At 69.6% G+C, this 17,025-nt stretch carries 11 protein-coding genes and 1 CRISPR repeat array (1 of these 12 only partly in view); of the genes, 10 read left to right on the top strand and 1 reads right to left on the bottom strand.

Annotated features, from left to right (window positions below; translation table 11 throughout):
* Nucleotides 1-37 precede the first annotated feature (37 nt).
* Nucleotides 38-691 (top strand): hypothetical protein, encoded by a 654-nt coding sequence (locus OG994_RS11895; protein WP_328853230.1) that lies wholly within the window; start codon nucleotides 38-40, stop codon nucleotides 689-691.
* Here OG994_RS11895 and OG994_RS11890 read toward each other — a convergent pair.
* Entirely contained in the window at nucleotides 630-1,928 is a 1,299-nt protein-coding gene (locus tag OG994_RS11890; RefSeq protein ID WP_328853229.1) for a serine/threonine-protein kinase, read from the bottom strand. The two genes, OG994_RS11895 and OG994_RS11890, sit on opposite strands and share 62 nt — an antisense overlap.
* 266 nt (nucleotides 1,929-2,194) lie before the next feature.
* On the opposite strand from OG994_RS11890, the gene OG994_RS11885 reads away from it, so the two are divergent.
* From OG994_RS11885 to cas2e, 9 genes are read left to right on the top strand one after another with little or no spacing between them, the layout of a single operon-like run.
* Nucleotides 2,195-4,294: a UvrD-helicase domain-containing protein gene (locus OG994_RS11885; RefSeq protein ID WP_328853228.1), complete on the top strand. Its 2,100-nt coding sequence runs from the start codon at nucleotides 2,195-2,197 to the stop codon at nucleotides 4,292-4,294.
* Nucleotides 4,291-7,131 (top strand): CRISPR-associated helicase Cas3', encoded by a 2,841-nt coding sequence (cas3, locus tag OG994_RS11880; protein WP_328853227.1) that lies wholly within the window; start codon nucleotides 4,291-4,293, stop codon nucleotides 7,129-7,131. Before OG994_RS11885 ends, cas3 begins: the two co-directional genes overlap by 4 nt.
* A 6-nt stretch (nucleotides 7,132-7,137) precedes the next feature.
* A complete protein-coding gene (casA, locus tag OG994_RS11875; protein WP_328853226.1) occupies nucleotides 7,138-8,838 on the top strand; it encodes a type I-E CRISPR-associated protein Cse1/CasA in 1,701 nt (566 codons plus the stop codon).
* A complete protein-coding gene (gene casB, locus OG994_RS11870) occupies nucleotides 8,835-9,518 on the top strand; it encodes a type I-E CRISPR-associated protein Cse2/CasB (RefSeq protein WP_328853225.1) in 684 nt (227 codons plus the stop codon). Before casA ends, casB begins: the two co-directional genes overlap by 4 nt.
* Nucleotides 9,515-10,639, top strand: a complete 1,125-nt coding sequence (gene cas7e / locus OG994_RS11865; RefSeq protein WP_328853224.1) for a type I-E CRISPR-associated protein Cas7/Cse4/CasC — start codon at nucleotides 9,515-9,517, stop codon at nucleotides 10,637-10,639. Before casB ends, cas7e begins: the two co-directional genes overlap by 4 nt.
* Complete coding sequence (gene cas5e, locus OG994_RS11860; RefSeq protein ID WP_328853223.1) at nucleotides 10,636-11,337, top strand: type I-E CRISPR-associated protein Cas5/CasD; 702 nt, start codon at nucleotides 10,636-10,638, stop codon at nucleotides 11,335-11,337. The genes cas7e and cas5e overlap by 4 nt, the downstream gene beginning before the upstream one ends.
* A 2-nt stretch (nucleotides 11,338-11,339) precedes the next feature.
* The gene (cas6e, locus tag OG994_RS11855; RefSeq protein WP_328853222.1) at nucleotides 11,340-12,029 is read left to right on the top strand and encodes a type I-E CRISPR-associated protein Cas6/Cse3/CasE; all 690 of its coding nucleotides are present in this window, start codon (nucleotides 11,340-11,342) and stop codon (nucleotides 12,027-12,029) included.
* The gene (gene cas1e / locus OG994_RS11850; RefSeq protein ID WP_328853221.1) at nucleotides 12,026-12,976 is read left to right on the top strand and encodes a type I-E CRISPR-associated endonuclease Cas1e; all 951 of its coding nucleotides are present in this window, start codon (nucleotides 12,026-12,028) and stop codon (nucleotides 12,974-12,976) included. Before cas6e ends, cas1e begins: the two co-directional genes overlap by 4 nt.
* Nucleotides 12,976-13,332, top strand: coding sequence for a type I-E CRISPR-associated endoribonuclease Cas2e (cas2e, locus tag OG994_RS11845; RefSeq protein ID WP_328853219.1), 357 nt, complete (start codon nucleotides 12,976-12,978; stop codon nucleotides 13,330-13,332). The genes cas1e and cas2e overlap by 1 nt, the downstream gene beginning before the upstream one ends.
* A gap of 903 nt (nucleotides 13,333-14,235) precedes the next feature.
* Nucleotides 14,236-17,025: direct repeats of the CRISPR family, unit length 28 nt; unit sequence GGATCACCCCCGCGTGCGCGGGGAGCAG (it continues 1,634 nt past the right edge of the window).

The following is a 17,025-nucleotide window of genomic DNA, read 5'->3' as shown; positions in this document are numbered from 1 at the left end:
CGCTTCGTCGACGGGCCCGACGCGAGCCGTTCCACCGGTGCAGTATCTGCTGGACGGCGCGAGGCGCTACGGCGTCGGTGACACCCTCGCCCCAGCCGCGTACACGCGGGTGCGCCTTAATCCGGCGCTGGGTGTCGCGATCGCGGAGGCATATATGGCCGCACCGGTTCGCGACGAGCGAGCCTTCGCCGCGTACGCCGCCTTCTGCCGGGAGACCGTCCTGCAGTATCACTACCTCATCGGTCGGGTCGAGTTCGGTGGTCTCGGGGTCAGCGTGCGAGTCGTCGACGAGGATCCCTACCCCGACGTCGAGTCCATGATCGACGATGTTCGGCAGCGCCGGTTGAAGGTATGGTCCAGTGCTGCCAGCGGCAACCCTCACCCCTACCTCAGCGACGGTGAGAACGACATGTTCCGCGCGGTGCATGACGCGTTTGGGCACGCGGCCACAGGGCGGGGCTTCGACCGCCATGGCGAGGAGGCAGCCTGGTTGAAACACAGTGCGATGTACTCGCCGATCGCGCGGCGAGCCATGACCACCGAGACACGAGGACAGAACTGCGCACAGGTCTTCTATTTCCGTGGCGGCCGGTTCCCACAGCAAAAAGCAGCACTCTTGCCTCGGTTCTTCAGTGACCCCCGTTCAGCCCTCGTCGACGCGACTCGCGAAGCCCGGACTGTCCCGTGCTGAGCCGTTCGATCTGGTGCAGTAGGTCCAGCACCGCCGGGTGCTCGGGCCCGTCTACACGAACCCGATCCTGCAGTAGCACATGAAGCTGGCGCAGCGCCCGGTCACGCTCACCGAGCGGTACGTGCGCGAGGGCCGCGCGCCGCCGAAAGTCGAATACCGAGGGATCCTCCTCGCCTCGGTGGCGCGCCTGATGCTCAGCCAGCCGCCGCCACTGTCGGGCGGCGGCGCGGTACTCGCCGGCGGCGTGCAGCAGCTCTGCCTGCTTCGCGGTCTGCTCTACATCGAGGTTCGCCTGTCCGGGCAGCGGCGGTGCGTCGGCGCGGATGGTCGGCGGCACCCGGCCGATGATCGCCGCATACGCCTGCACTGCATCGGTGCGATCGGTGACGACGCCAGGGATCGGCGGTGGGTTGTGGGCGAGTGGAGCCAACGCGGCATAGACCTCGGTGGCGCTGGACGGTCTGTCCTGTGGTCGTCTGGCCAGCAGCGTGTGGACGAGGTCGTCGAGCGCGGCGGGTATCTCCGGACGTAGGTGGCCGGGTCGGGGCGGTGGCTCGTCCATCTGGTGCCTCAGCGTGGTCGTGGTCGTGATCCCGTCGAACGGGGCGCGGCCGGTGAGCAGGTCGAAGAGTGTGCCGCCCAGGCCGTACAGGTCCGTACGATGGTCGGTAGCTTCTCCGAGGATCTGCTCGGGTGCCATGTACCCGACGGTGCCGAGGCTCTGCCCGGTTAGGGTGATACGCGAGTAGCGCTCGTCGTCGTGCATGACGGCTAGGCCGAAGTCGAGCACCTTCACCGCGCCGCTGTGATCCAACATGACGTTGCTCGGCTTGATATCGCGGTGAACCAGCCCGATCTGCGCGGCGGCGATGAGAACGCTGCTGACCTGGGCCCCGATGCTTGCCACCCAGGGGATCGGCAGGGGACCTTGCTCGGCGACCAGGTCCGATAGCGCGACGCCGTTGATCTTTTGAAGGACCACGTAGGGGCGGCCGTCGTGTTCGCCGAGGTCGTACACGGCGGGGACGGCGGGGTGATCGAGTCGGGCGGTCAGTAGCGCCTCGCGACGGAAGCGGCGAACCAACTCCGCGTCCAACATGGCGGCGTTGACGAGTTTCACGATCACGGCGCGATCGAGCAGAGTGTCCCGCGCCGGCCACACCTCGCCCATCCCGTTGTGCGCCAACGGGTAGCGGCCCACGACATACCGGCCCTTGAGGCTCGTGCCCCCCACCACGAAGGCAGCTTAGCCGCCGATGTCCACCGTGGCCTGCGCGCCGGTGGACCGCTGCGAGGTTCGCTCGATGGTGAACAAGGACAACCAAGCGATGCTTGCAAACACGGTTCACAATGTGGTGCAATGTCAATCGATCTGGGGTGCACGCCCTAGCCGAGTAGTGCCCCTTACCGCGCGATCAGCGCTGTTGACCCCTGCTCGGGCTGACTACGGTGCCAGTCACGGCCCCGTAGTGCTGTCTGGGCGCCGACAACGGGGAGGTATGCATGGCCGAGCTGGCCATCGACCGGGGGTTTCTTCCCGCGTACGCCAGGCTGGACCGCCGAGTACAGCGCGCCGTCGACGCGGCGATCGGCAAGTTCGCCCAGCACACTCATGCCGGCTTGCACCTCGAGAAGCTGGCTGGTGCACGGGACCCGCACATACGCACCATCCGCATTGACCAGTTCTACCGGGGGGTTGTGCTCGCACTGGGCGAGCAGCGGTACGCACTTCTCAACGTCTTGCCGCACGACGACGCCATCGCCTTCGCGGTAAGCCGACGCTTCACCGTCAACCAGGCGCTCGGCGTCCTCGAGATGCGCGACCAAGCGGGCATCGAGGAGTTCGCCAAAGCGCCTCCGCAACCCGCTACCGAGGGCCTCTTCGATGGCGTTTCCACCGCCGACCTGGTACGGCTGGGCATCGACCCGGACCTGGTGCCGCTGCTGCGGCTCATCAGCACCGATCAGCAACTGGAAAGCCTCGGTACACGGCTACCCGAGACGCAGCTCGACGTGCTGAGTGGCCTGGCCAGCGGCCTGTCGGTCGAGGATGTCTGGGCGGAGGTGGCCGATCGCATTGTGTCCGGCGTCGACACTGACGACCTTTTGACGGCGGCGCGGCGAACGCCTGAGCGCGTGGCGTTCGTTTCCGGCCCCGTGGAATTGGCCGCTATTCTCGCCCATCCATTCGACGTGTGGCGCACCTTCCTGCACCCGACGCAACGTGACATTGCCTACCGGGAGAGTTACAGCGGTCCCGCCCTCGTGACCGGTAGCGCCGGCACCGGTAAGACCGTCACCGGCTTGCACCGCGCGGTGTTCCTCGCCCAGCGGCTGCCGGACGACGGCTCGAAGGTGTTGCTGACCACGTTCACGCGCGCGCTCGCCGACGCGCTTAGCAGGCAGCTGTTCCGGCTCACCGCCGATCCGGCCGTACGGGCCCGCATCGATGTGATCAGTGTGGACAAACTGGCGTACCAGATCGCTGCGCGAGGCAAGCCGGTCACCATCGCGGATGACGAGGTCATGGACCGTCTGTGGGAGGTGGCTGCCAGCAGCGGGCCGACCTACATCAACCGCGCCGGCCGGACAACCAGGTTCAGCCCCACGTTCCTCAGACGCGAGTGGGAGCAGGTGATCCTCGCGCAGCGCTTGACCAGCCTGCAGGCATACCGGGACGCTCCGCGTAAGGGCCGCGGCGAGGGACTGCGCGCGGCCCAGCGAGAACAGGTATGGGTCGCGATCGACACCGTCGTCCGCGAGCTGGCGAAGCGGCGGCTGCGCACGCATACGCAACTCGCCGACGAGGCCGCCGCGATCGCCCGGCAGTCGCCGCCGCCGTACCGACACGTCATCGTTGACGAGGGGCAGGACCTACACCCGGCGCAGTGGCGGCTGCTGCGGGCGCTCGTGGCGCCCGGGCCAAACGACATGTTCCTGCTGGCCGACCCCTATCAGCGCATCTACGACAGCCATGTGTCGCTGGCCCAGCTCGGTATCGAGGTCCGCGGACGTACCCGCCGGCTCACCGTCAACTACCGCACCACCCACGAAATTCTGGACCTCTCAGTGAGGGTGCTCAACGGTGCCGGCGCCGTGGGCCTGGACGGCGAGACGGACACGTTGCGTGGCTACCGCGCGATCACCCGCGGGGACCACCCCGTCCTCGCCAGCCACAACAGTCGCGACGGTGAATTCGAAGCGCTGATTGAGCGGGTGGGGACATGGCTGGAGCAGGGCGTGGAGCCGCACGCGATCGGAGTGGCCGCCCGCACCGGGCAGCTCGTGAAGACCATCGGCAAGACACTGAGCGATGCCTATATCCCCGTCGCCGACGACAAGCGGGGCGTCGACGGTGTGCGCGTCGCTACGATGCACCGCCTGAAAGGCCTGGAGTTCCAGTGTCTGGCGGTTGTCGGGCTCGATGAGGCCGTCCTACCCGCGCCGAACGCCGTGGCCTCGGCGGTGGAGGACCCGCACGCTCACCTGCAGGACCTACAGCGTGAGCGCTGCCTACTGTTTGTCGCGCTGACCCGGGCCCGCGACGTGCTCTACCTGTCGCACAGCGGGGCCCCCAGTTCGCTGCTGCCGGAGCACCGATGAGGGCCCCGGGAGCGGCTGGCGGGCCGAAGCTCAGCGACGCGGCGCGCGCGGTCTGGGGCAAGACCGACCGCAGAGGCATCTCACCGGTGGGATGGTTACCGCTGTGGCGGCACCTCGCCGACGCCGCTGACGTGGCGGGCTGGTTATGGGATCACTGGTTGAGCCCCGCGGTCCGGCGCCGAATTGGCGATGAGCTCCCCGGCGGAGACGCCGACGGCCGAACGCTAGCGGCATGGCTGGCCGGCGTGCACGACGTCGGCAAGGCCACCCCCGCTTTCGCCTGCCAGGCGCGCAGCTTGGCCGAGCGAATGCGTGACCGCGGCCTCGGATACGACCGTGAGCTGATTCGCGCCGACCGCCGGTACGCGCCGCACGCCACCGCGGGGCACGCCGTGTTCGCCGGGTGGCTGCAGCAGCAGAACTGGGCCGACCCACATCCGTTCGCCGTGGTGGTCGGCGGGCACCATGGGATGCCACCGACCGATGAGAGCCTCCGCGATGTGCAGGTGCGTCCCCACTTGCTCGGCGACCAGGCGTGGCAGCAGGTCCAGCATGAGCTGCTGACCTGGATGACGGAGCGATCGGGCGCCGGCGACCGCCTCGTCGAGTGGACTACGGTGCCACTGTCCCAACCCGTGCAGGCCGCCCTCACCGGCCTCGTCATCGTCGCGGACTGGATCGCCAGCAACGAGGAGCTCTTCCCCTACGTGCTGGACGGCACGGACGTCGACCGGTTGCGTACCGGCTGGGAACGGCTGGACCTGCCCACACCGTGGCTACCTGCCGCGCCGCCGGCGAGCGTTGACGAGCTGTTCGGTGCCCGCTTCGAGCTACCCGCCGCCGCGGTGCCGCGCCCGGTGCAGCGCACCGTCGCCGAGCTGGCCGCAACCATGGCCGTACCCGGGATGCTGATCGTCGAGGCCGCCATGGGGGAGGGAAAGACCGAGGCGGCACTGGCCGCGGTAGAAATCCTCGCCCGCCGCACCGCGGCATCCGGCTGCTACCTCGCACTGCCGACCCGGGCCACCAGCGACGCCATGTTCGGTCGGATGCTGTCCTGGCTGCGGCGGCTGCCCGACGCCCAGCTCGGCCGCGGTGACCGCGACGTGCGCCTGGCCCACGGAAAAGCGGCGCTCAACCCCGATTACGACCGGCTTCGGGTGACCTCGCTGCCGAGCGGCATCGCCCAGGACGCGGGGGGCGCCGACATCGGCGTACACGCCTGGCTCGCCGGGCCGAAGCGGACACTGTTGTCCAGCTTCGTCGTGGGCACCATCGATCAACTGCTGTTCGCGGCGCTGCGCGGCAAGCACCTAGTGCTGCGTCACCTCGGCCTTGCCGGCAAGGTCGTCGTCATCGATGAGGCGCACGCCTACGACGTCTACATGGGGCGATTCCTGGACCGGGCACTGGAATGGCTCGGCGCGTACGGGGTGCCGGTCGTCGTGCTGTCCGCGACGCTACCAGCAGAACGCCGGGCGGAGCTGATGACGGCGTACGACAATGGCCGACTCGGCCCGCCGCCGCCCCGTACATGGCGCGACCGCGGCAAGCCCGTCGTGGACCACTACGCGGCGCTGCGCACCGACCTCCGCTACCCCCTGGTGACCTCGTCGCAGTCCGAACGCGGCGGCACCGCCACCAGCTGCGCCGACTCCGGCCGCAGTAACGTCATCCGGCTGCAACGCCTGGACGACGAACTGCCCACCCTGGTGAACCTGCTGCGGCAACAGCTCGCGGACGGCGGCTGCGCGCTCGTCGTACGGAACACGGTCGCGCGGGTCCAAGAGACCGCGGCCGTGCTGCGCGAGGCGTTTGGGCCGCAGATCCCAGTGACGGTGGCGCATTCCCGGTTCATGGCTGTCGACCGCGCCGCCAAGGACCGCTGGCTGCGCGACACGTTCGGACCGCCCGGCAGCGGCCGCCGCCCCCACCGGCACGTGGTGGTGGCCAGCCAGGTCGCCGAGCAGTCCCTCGACATCGACTTCGATCTGCTCCTCACCGACCTGGCTCCGGTCGACCTGGTGCTCCAGCGCATCGGCCGGCTGTACCGGCACCGGCGCGACAACCGCCCAGCCCTGCTTTCAACGCCGACCTGCCACATCACTGGTGCGGACTGGTCTCAGGAGCCGCCGCAGCCCGTCGCCGGCTCGCGGCGGGTCTACCAGCTGGCCACGCTGCTGCGCAGCGCAGCCGTGCTACTGCCGTACCTGGACGGTGCACCGTTGCAGCTACCGGCGGACATCGCGCCGCTCATCCAAGCCGCGTACGGCGGGGCCGCGGTCGGGCCACAAAGTTGGCAGCCGGCGATGGCGGATGCTGAGACGCGGCAGCGGAACGACATCGCGGCAAAGGAACTGAAGGCAGACTCGTTCCGGCTGGCAAGCGTCGCGCAAGCCGGCGTGCCGTTGATCGGCTGGCTCTCCGGCGGTGTCGGCGCAGTGGACGACAACGCGGCGCGCGGTCACGTCCGCGACACCGACGCGGAATCCCTGGAGGTGCTCCTCCTGGTCCGGACGACGGACGGCCTGGTCCTGCCGCCCTGGCTCGACGAGGGCGGGGTACCGGTTCCGACCGGGGACATCCCGCGCTGGCCGCTGCCGCGGCACATCGCGCGCTGCACGCTGCCGCTGCCGCGCATGATGACCGCCCCCGATGTGATCGACAACGTCATCGCCGACCTGGAGCGGCGAGTTGACGTCAGCGCCTGGCAGAGCAGCCCCTGGCTCGCTGGCGAACTTGTGCTCGACGTCGACCAGCACGGTGGGGCGACGGTAGCCGGCTTCGATCTGCACTACGACCCGGACGAAGGGCTGCGCGTCACCCGCGCCGCCTGAGTAGACATGACCGTAAAGGAGGTGACGCCCGTGACCGGCTCACCGCACCACACTGGGTTTTCGTTGGTGGACGAGGCGTGGATTCCGGTTCTGGACACCGCGGGCCAGCGGCGTGAGGTTTCCCTGCTCGGCCTCTTCCAGCAGGCTGGCGAACTGCGCATGATCGCGTGCGAACTTCCCACACAGACATTCGCCATCCTCCGGCTGGCGCTGGCGATTCTGCACCGGACCACCGGCGGACCGCCGGGGGAGGCCGCGTGGCGCGCACTGTGGCAGAACAGGCAACTGCCGATGGGCGAGATCTGCGATTATCTCGGCGAGTTCCGCGACCGGTTCGACCTGCTGCACCCGGAACACCCGTTCTACCAGGTCGCCGACCTGCGCGCAGGAAAGGGCCCGTTCGGGCTGGAACGCCTCATCGCCGACGTGCCGAACGGCCAGCCGTACCTCACCACGCGAGCCGGCCGCGGGATGGAGATGATCGCGCCGGCCGAGGCGGCCCGCTGGCTCGTGCACTGCCAGGCGTACGACCCGTCTGGAATCAAGACCGGCGCAGCCGGCGACCCGCGGGTCAGCGGCGGCAAGGTCTACCCGCTGGGAGTCGCCTCCGTCGGGGCGCTAGGCGGCGTCCACCTCGAGGGCGACACCCTGTTGGAGACATTGCTGATCAACCTGGTACCGTTCGCGCCCGGATGGCAGGTAGCCGACGAGCGGGACCTGCCGGTCTGGGAGCGCGAGGCGCACACGGCCATCGAGGAAGCCTACGCAACCCGCGGCCCGTTCGGGCTGCTGAGCCTCTACACATGGCAGTCGCGACGCATCCGGCTCTTCGGCGACCGGACGGGAATTACCGGCGCCATGATCTGCTACGGCGACCAGCTCGACTGGCAGGACCGGCACCTGCTGGAGCCGATGAGCGTGTGGGCGCGCAGCGCAACCCAGGAGAAGAAGCAGAAGCGCACCCCGATCTACACCCCCCGACCGCATGACCACACCCGGGCCCTGTGGCGTGGCCTGCAGAGCCTGCTCCCATCGGCGCCACCCGCTGGCGGCAGCGAGCCACCGCAGCGGCTGTCCCCAGTGGTCGTGCAATGGCTTGCCCATCTGGCCGTTACCGGGCAGGTCGAGCAAAATCGCCGGGTTCGGCCGCGGGCAACCAGCATCACCTACGGCTCCCAGAGCGCCGTCATCGACGAGGTATTCAGCGACGCGTTGACAATGAACGTGATGCTCCTCGACGAGCAGTCCCCGCTGCGTACGACCGCAGTGGACGCGGTCGCCGACGCCGAGCGGGCGGTCAAACAGATCCGCATGCTCGCCGCCAACCTCGCCATCGCCGCCGGAAGCCGCGACAGCGGGACCGGCGAAGCCGACCGTGCGGCCGAACGGGCGTACGCCCTGTTGGACCGTGCCTTCCGCAGCTGGCTGGCGCAGCTCGGTCCAGGCAGCGACCCCGTCGGCGAGCGCGCATCCTGGCAGCGTCTGGTGCGGCAGGCCATCGTGTGGCTCGGCGGCGAGCTCGTCGCATCGGCTGGCCCCACCGCCTGGGTCGGCCGGCCCGGCGTCACCAGAACGGGTGAAACAGTCCACTACTCCAGCTCCCAGGCCGAGGCGTGGTTCCGCCGCGGTCTCGCCGCGGCTCTGCCGATGGCGGACGAGCTCCAGGGCGAGCTGCGCCCGGACCAGAGGCAGGAGGCATCAGCATGACCGCGGTCGCAACCGAACAGCCAGAGCCACCTGCGCGAAAGGCATGGAGCCGGCGTCGACACGAACTCGGCGAACACGTGGCTCGCACGATCGGCGTCCTGCAGGCGCGAGTGCTACGCGACGTGCCAGAGCCCGAGGCGGTGAGCGCTCTCGCCCGGCTGCGTCGAGGAATCGGCCAAGCGCCCGGCTTCGACTACACCCTCGACCGCTACCTGTCCGTGCCCGACAACCTGCTCGGCCACCGGCCACCAAACGACGGCGAGGCCGCCGACAGCGAACACGCTGTCCACGACACAGTAACCCTGTACGCGCTGCACCAGCAGTCGCGGCGAGCGCCGATGCACGTGGCGGGCCGAGGGCTGGGCGCCTCTGTGGCCGCCCTTGTCCGCGCCTCCAGCGGGCCGGACGGGGTGCGCCGGCGCTTCGCCGCCCTGGGCACCGCCAGCACCTACTTCGAGAGCATCCACCACCTGCGCAGCCTCATCACGATGCTGCGAGACCACGAGATCGGGCTCGACTACGGCCTGCTCGCCGACGACCTTCAGACGCTGCGCCGGCCGCAGGGCCGGCCGCAGATGCAAGCCATCTGGGGCCGTGAGTTCTTCCGGAGCCGGCCTGCCGAGGACCTCAACGACCACACCGACGACCAAACCGACGACCTCGAGGAGAAGGCATCATGAGCCGCACCATCATCGACGTCTACGTGCTGCAGACCGTACCGCCGAGCAACCTCAACCGCGACGACACAGGCTCACCGAAGACAGCCATTTACGGCGGAGTCCGCCGCGCTCGGGTCTCCAGCCAAGCCTGGAAGCGGGCCGTCCGCGTCGCCTTCGCCGACCTGCTCGACAGGTCGCAGCTCGGTGAGCGCACCAAGCGGGTCGGGGAGTCGCTGGCCGAGCGAATCAAGGAACTCGACCCGAGCCTGTCCAGGGAGGCGGTGTCCGCGCTCGCCACCGACGTCTTCACTGCCGCCGGCCTGGCCAAGGCGGAGAAGAAGAAGGGCGAACCGAAGGACGCCGAATCCGGCTACCTACTCTTCCTCAGCCGCCGGCAGCTCGACAACCTTGCCGCGGCAGCGCTGGAGGCGTCCCGCGCCGGAACGAAGCTGGACAAAGCCACGTTCAAGGCGCTGGCGGACACCGACCACTCCGTGGACATCGCCATGTTCGGCCGAATGGTAGCCGACCTGCCCGACATCAACGTCGACGCCGCCTGCCAGGTCGCCCACGCCATCAGCGTGCATGCCGCCGACACCGAGTTCGACTACTTCACGGCCGTCGACGACCGCAAGGAGGCGGTCGACGAAGCCGGCGCCGGCATGATCGGCACCATTGAATTCAACTCATCCACCCTCTACAGGTACGCCACCGTCGACGTAAACGCCCTGCACCGCACCCTCGGCGACGCGACCGCCACCCGCCGCGCCGTCGAGGCGTTCCTAACCGCCTTCGTGCGCAGCATGCCGACCGGAAAACAGAACACCTTCGCGCACCGCACGCTGCCCGACGCGGTGCTGGTCCGGATGCGCGACACACAGCCGATCAACCTCGTCGGCGCCTTCGAGACACCCGTCCGCGAGACCGACACCGCCGGACGAATCAAACTGGCCGCAGCCGCCCTGGCCCAGCACACCGCCGCGGTGGAAAACGCCTACGGTGAGCGACCGACCGCCAGCTGGGTCACCCAGGTCGGCGAGCAGACCGCCGTACTGGCCGACCTCGGCAAGGCCGTCACCTTCGGAGAGCTGGTCAACGGCGTAGGGGAGCAGGTCGCCGTCGCACTCGGGCAGCCGGCATGACTGTACTGCTTCTCCAGTTGGCCGGTCCCCTCCAGGCGTGGGGATCACGCAGCCGCTTCGCCCACCGCGGCACCGAGATAGCACCGACCAAGAGCGGCGTGATCGGGATGCTCGCCGCAGCCAAGGGCATCCGACGCACCGAACCGCTCACCGAACTGCTCGGCCTGGAATTCGGGGTACGGCTGGACCAGCCCGGCCAGATCCTGCGCGACTTCCAGACCGCACGCTCACTCGACGGGCGACAACGCCTGCCACTCACCTACCGGTTCTATCTAGCCGACGCCGCATTCCTCGCCGGCATCTCCGGCGAGCCGGAGTTGCTGCACGGCCTGGCCCAAGCGCTGAAGCGACCGCAGTTCCCCCTCTACCTCGGGCGCCGCTCATGCCCGCCTGCCCGGCCGGTCAGCCTCGGCGTGCACGACGGAACCCTCGAACACGCGTTGACCTCGTGGCCCTGGCTCGCCGCCGAGTGGCACCGCCGCCCGGCGGCCCATACCGTGCGACTGGAGATCATCCGAGACGCCAGGCCAGGCGAACAGGTTACCGAAACCGTCCCCGACGAGCCGGTCAGCTTCAACCCCGAGCACCGCCAGCACACCTGGCGGTCAGTGGTGCGCCAGCACGTGGACATCACCAACGAATCCGCCACACGGGCCAGCGTCACCGAGCACGACCCCCTGAGCCTGCTGGGAGGCTGACCATGTTCCTCACACGCTTCCCGGTCAACCCCGCCCGCCGCGGCGCGCGGAAGCTACTCTCCTCACCGCAGGCCATGCATGCCGGCGTGCGCGCCGCCTTCCGCACCCCAGAAGAGTACGAGGGCCCCGACGCCCGAACGCTGTGGCGACTCGACACCCCGGCGCCTGCCACCGTTTACCTCTACATCGTCAGCCCGGGCCGGCCCGACCTCACCCATCTGGTCGAGCAGGCCGGCTGGCCCACAGCCGACGGTGAGCCCTGGGTGACCCGACACTACGACGCGCTCCTCGAGTCGCTGCGCCCCGGCCAACGCTGGGCGTTCCGGCTCACCGCCAACCCCACCCACAGCGGCCGCAAGACCGCCGACGCGAAGGAAACCCAGCGCTTCGCGTACCTACAGGAGGAACATCAGGTCGCGTGGCTGTCCAGCCGCGCCGCCCGGCACGGCTTCGAGTTGGCAACCCAGCGCGACGGCCGCCCGAACCTACGGCTGCACCGACGCCAGACGCAAACCTTCAAGCGAGGCATGGACGCCGTCACCCTCACCACCGTGACCTACGACGGGCTCCTACAGGTCAACAATGCAGACGCCTTGCGCCGTGCCCTAACCAATGGAATCGGGCACGCCAAAGCGTACGGCTGCGGCCTGCTCACCCTCGCCCCACCAAGCCCAACAGAGGCAGACAAATGAAAGTGCCAGGCATACCCCCAGCCGAACTCGCCGACCTCGCCCGCGCCGAAGACCGAATCAGCTTCCTCTACCTCGAACGCAGCATCATCCACCGAGACAGCAACGCCATCACCGCCACCGACGACCAAGGCGTCACACACATCCCCGCCGCGTCGGTCGGTGTACTGCTCCTCGGACCCGGCACCAGCATCACCCACCAGGCCATCGCCCTGCTCGCCGACCACGGCGCCACCGCCGTCTGGGTCGGCGAGCGGGGCATCCGCTACTACGCCCACGGCCGCTCACTCGCGGCGTCCAGCCGACTGCTCATAGCCCAGGCCGAAGCAGTCAGCCACCGCAATCGGAGACTGGCAGTCGCCCGCACCATGTACGCGATGCGCTTTCCAGGCGAGGACACCAGAAACCTCACCATGCAACAGCTACGCGGCAAAGAGGGCGCACGGGTCCGCCGGACGTACCGGGAACACGCCGAGCGAACCGGCGTCGCCTGGCGCTACCGTGACTACGACCGGGCCGACTTCGCCAGTGGTGACCCCATCAACCAGGCACTGTCCGCCGCGCACACATGTCTGTACGGGATCGTGCACGCCGTCATCGTCGCACTCGGCACCGCCCCAGGCCTCGGCTTCATCCACACCGGACACGAACGCGCCTTCGTCTACGACATCGCCGACCTATACAAGGCCGAGATAACCATCCCCGTCGCCTTCGACGTAGTGGCAGCTGGCTCAAGCGACATCAGCACCGACACCCGCCGCGCGGTACGCGACCGCGTACACGATGGCGCCATCCTCGCACGCTGCGTCCGTGATATCCGCATGCTGCTACTCCAACCGCAGAACGGCGGCGACATCGAGGACGACGACAGCCTCCGTCTCTGGGACGAAACCGGGATTGAACTGGCAGCTGGGCGAAACTATGCCGACGTAGGTGACGTGGACTTCTGATGACCGTCATCATTCTGACCGCGTGCCCACCCGGGCTACGCGGCCACCTCACCCAGTGGCTTCTGGAGATATCCGCCGGCGTCTACGTCGGACATATCAGCACCCGCGTACGTGACAGGTTGTGGGCACGCGTCGTCGACATGGCAGGCGCAGGCCGTGCCCTAATGGTATTCCAGGTACGAGGAGAGCAGCGCCTCTCATTCCTCGTGCACGACCACCACTGGATCCCAGTAGACCTGGACGGCGTAACGCTAATCCGCCGACCAAGCGGATCATCCGTTAACCCGGCACTGCCGGCAGGGTGGAGCAAGGCGGCCAAGCGACGCCGATTTGGGCGCCGTGGGCGGCCCACTTAGCCGAGATAGAGCACTTAAACCGCGGTTGATTCGACCGCCGGACTACCTCCCGGGGTGCGGAGGAGACGGACCGAGGATCCGCGGCGGCTGGACTACGGATCACCCCGTGCGCGCGGGGACCAACGCTCGGCCACCGGCACTAAACGAGGCGGAATAACGGATCACCGCCGCACGGGGAGCAGGAAACCGCGCTGACGGAGCAGTAGAAGGTGAGGGATCATCACCGCATGCGCGGGGAGCAGCATGAGTTCCTCGACGTCGATCGGGCCCTCGCACCCAGTTAACGGCGCAGCTCTCGCTCCTCGTCGAGCGGATTCCCCGCGTGCGCGGGGAGCGGTCTGTCTACGACGGCTGAAAACGGACCCTCGTAGCGTCGCGCGGGATCCAGTAGTTGTCGCAACACCTCCTAGATCATTTGGATGTGTTGATGGGACGGCGGGCGCAAGCGGCAATTGGATGTAAGGCCCGTACGTCCGCGCCCACGGATCACCCTCGCGTGCGCGTGGAGCACTCGGGCAGCGGGTCGTGGATGGATCCACCCGGGGTTACCCCCGCGTGCGCGGGGAGCAGTCGGCCGTCAAGCTGACCGACGAGCAGAAGACGGATCACCCCCGCGTGCGCGGGGAGCAGATGCCGCCCACGTCGAGCGTGGGAGGCTTCCGCGGATCATTCCCGCGTGCGCGGGGAGCAGCTGGTGGTCGACGCGTCCCGGTCCGGCGCGACCGGATCACCCCCTCGTGCGCGAGGAGCAGGCGAGGATCAGGGGGCCGTTCATGCGGTCGCCGGGATCACCCCCGCGTGCGCGGGGAGCAGGGCGCCCGCGCCGAGCGCCGGCTGGCCGACGGGGGATCACCCCGCGCGCGGGGAGCAGGACGACGGCCGAGTGTTCGGGCACGCCGCCCTGGGATCACCCCCGCGTGCGCAGGGAGCAGAGGAGGAGCACCCGAGCGAGGTGCAGGTGACCGGGATCACCCCCGCGTGCGCGGGGAGCAGCCGTGCGCAGGAAGGCGCTAGATGCGGGTCTCAGGATCACCCCCGCGTGCGCGGGGAGCAGGACACCCCGCGCGACCCGGGCCGGGTGCAGGCGGGATCACCCCCGCGTGCGCGGGGAGCAGAGGTTAGTTCACATGGTGTTCTGCACCGGTTGAGGATCACCCCCGCGTGCGCGGGGAGCAGAAGATCAACGGCGACGACACCAACGGGGTCCGGGGATCACCCCCGCGTGCGCGGGGAGCAGGAAGAGGACTTGCGCCGGCGGATGGCCGAGCAGGGATCACCCCCGCGTGCGCGGGGAGCAGGCCCGGTGGCGTCGGCTCGCCCGGCGATGGGCAGGATCACCCCCGCGTGCGCGGGGAGCAGGCCTGACGGGCGTACGCGCTCAGCGTCCCCGTGGGATCACCCCCGCGTGCGCGGGGAGCAGCAGGGAGGGGCGCAGTGCGTCCGGGGGCGTTACGGATCACCCCCGCGCGCGCGGGGAGCAGCGCGCGATCCTGATCGCCGGCGGCCGCCATCCGGGATCACCCCCGCGTGCGCGGGGAGCAGGCCCGCTCCGAGTTGGTCAGCTTGGCCTTGCTGGGATCACCCCCGCGTGCGCGGGGAGCAGGTCCTCATGGGCCGCCAGGTCGGCGGAGCTGACGGATCACCCCCGCGTGCGCGGGGAGCAGTTTCGACCGGAACGATCGAGCGGGTGCACATCGGGATCACCCCCGCGTGCGCGGGGAGCAGACGTCGGTGGAGCTGTCCACGGAGGCCGGCCCGGGATCACCCCCGCGTGCGCGGGGAGCAGCTGATGGCCACGAAGAAGGCGGTGAAGGGCCTGGGATCACCCCCGCGTGCGCGGGGAGCAGAGGACACACGACATGGAGTACACCGCCGAGCCGGGATCACCCCCGCGTGCGCGGGGAGCAGCTCGGGTATCTCCTGCTCGTTGTCGCTCACGACGGATCACCCCCGCGTGCGCGGGGAGCAGGTACGTCAGGCCGTGCGGGAACTCCTGATCCGGGGATCACCCCCGCGTGCGCGGGGAGCAGATCCGGCGTTGATCCGCAAGTGGGCGCAGTTGGGGATCACCCCCGCGTGCGCGGGGAGCAGTTCGACGCGGTCGGCTGGCTGACGTTGTACCGGGGATCACCCCCGCGTGCGCGGGGAGCAGTGTCAGCGTCGGCATTGTGCGGAACGGGAACGTGGATCACCCCCGCGTGCGCGGGGAGCAGGAGAACCTGCACGTCAAGGCGTACTCCGACCGGGGATCACCCCCGCGTGCGCGGGGAGCAGACGGTCGGCGTGCAGCGGCGCATCGCCGGCAACGGATCACCCCCGCGTGCGCGGGGAGCAGGTACGGGTCGACGAGCTGGACACCGGCGACCTGGGATCACCCCCGCGTGCGCGGGGAGCAGGACGGGCAGCTGCCGGCCGGGCCGGCGCTCGACGGATCACCCCCGCGTGCGCGGGGAGCAGCCTTCCGACAGGCGCCAAGTGCTGCTCTCGCGCGGATCACCCCCGCGTGCGCGGGGAGCAGGTCACCTGCACCTTGCCGATGTCGTAGACACCGGGATCACCCCCGCGTGCGCGGGGAGCAGCCACCAGCTGCCCGTAGTAGGCGATCTCGTCGGGGATCACCCCCGCGTGCGCGGGGAGCAGCCGGGAGCCTCGACTGGGATTTCCTGGCGTTCGGGATCACCCCCGCGTGCGCGGGGAGCAGCTGCTCGGCGCCGCGATGGTCGCGGCCGCCGTGGGATCACCCCCGCGTGCGCGGGGAGCAGGTTCTACGCAGCCTGGGGCTACCCCCGGGGTGAAGGATCACCCCCGCGTGCGCGGGGAGCAGGGCGCCTGCGGCTGCGGGCATCTCACTCACTCCGGATCACCCCCGCGTGCGCGGGGAGCAGTACCCCGGCGGCACGGTCAACCGCGTCGGAACCGGATCACCCCCGCGTGCGCGGGGAGCAGGGCGAGACGTACGTGTCGCTCAGCGCGGCGGCCGGATCACCCCCGCGTGCGCGGGGAGCAGGCGCTGCTGCACTTGTGCATCGCGCTCGCCGAGGGATCACCCCCGCGTGCGCGGGGAGCAGCGCTTCACCGCCCCGTGGCAGTCGACCCTCGACGGATCACCCCCGCGTGCGCGGGGAGCAGGCCGCCTCTCCCGGACAGCGCCTACCCACCCGGGGATCACCCCCGCGTGCGCGGGGAGCAGATGGGGCCGAGCATCGGCTTGTTGTTGGTGTCGGGATCACCCCCGCGTGCGCGGGGAGCAGCCGTCCGGGCCGGTCGCCTGGGTGCTGTACGACGGATCACCCCCGCGTGCGCGGGGAGCAGTCTATGTTTCTCCGGCCGACGGGAAAGCCTACGGGATCACCCCCGCGTGCGCGGGGAGCAGGTCGATCTTCACGAGGTCACCTCGCTCTCACCGGGATCACCCCCGCGTGCGCGGGGAGCAGCTCCCCCACAACCTGCACTCGCTCGCGATGAGGATCACCCCCGCGTGCGCGGGGAGCAGATCGAGCTTGGCGGGATCGCCGCTGAGTTCGGGGGATCACCCCCGCGTGCGCGGGGAGCAGCCGCTGTGCGCGCCTCCGATCCGCCCACTCGGCGGATCACCCCCGCGTGCGCGGGGAGCAGGCCGCGCGTACGACATTCGACGGGAGTGCCAACGGATCACCCCCGCGTGCGCGGGGAGCAGCCGTCCGCCCAATAGAA

Source organism: Micromonospora globbae (assembly GCF_036184225.1).
In the GTDB taxonomy this organism is placed as follows: domain Bacteria; phylum Actinomycetota; class Actinomycetes; order Mycobacteriales; family Micromonosporaceae; genus Micromonospora; species Micromonospora globbae.
Note: the sequence above shows the minus strand (reverse complement) of the source record. Positions and strands in the feature narration are given on the sequence as shown.

Excerpts from the sequence above, each read along its gene's own strand:
- OG994_RS11885 (WP_328853228.1), top strand. The coding sequence starts at position 2,195 with ATGGCCGAGCTGGCCATCGACCGGGGGTTTCTTCCCGCGTACGCCAGG.
- cas3 (WP_328853227.1), top strand. The coding sequence starts at position 4,291 with ATGAGGGCCCCGGGAGCGGCTGGCGGGCCGAAGCTCAGCGACGCGGCG.
- casA (WP_328853226.1), top strand. The coding sequence starts at position 7,138 with ATGACCGTAAAGGAGGTGACGCCCGTGACCGGCTCACCGCACCACACT.
- casB (WP_328853225.1), top strand. The coding sequence starts at position 8,835 with ATGACCGCGGTCGCAACCGAACAGCCAGAGCCACCTGCGCGAAAGGCA.
- cas7e (WP_328853224.1), top strand. The coding sequence starts at position 9,515 with ATGAGCCGCACCATCATCGACGTCTACGTGCTGCAGACCGTACCGCCG.
- cas5e (WP_328853223.1), top strand. The coding sequence starts at position 10,636 with ATGACTGTACTGCTTCTCCAGTTGGCCGGTCCCCTCCAGGCGTGGGGA.
- cas6e (WP_328853222.1), top strand. The coding sequence starts at position 11,340 with ATGTTCCTCACACGCTTCCCGGTCAACCCCGCCCGCCGCGGCGCGCGG.
- cas1e (WP_328853221.1), top strand. The coding sequence starts at position 12,026 with ATGAAAGTGCCAGGCATACCCCCAGCCGAACTCGCCGACCTCGCCCGC.
- cas2e (WP_328853219.1), top strand. The coding sequence starts at position 12,976 with ATGACCGTCATCATTCTGACCGCGTGCCCACCCGGGCTACGCGGCCAC.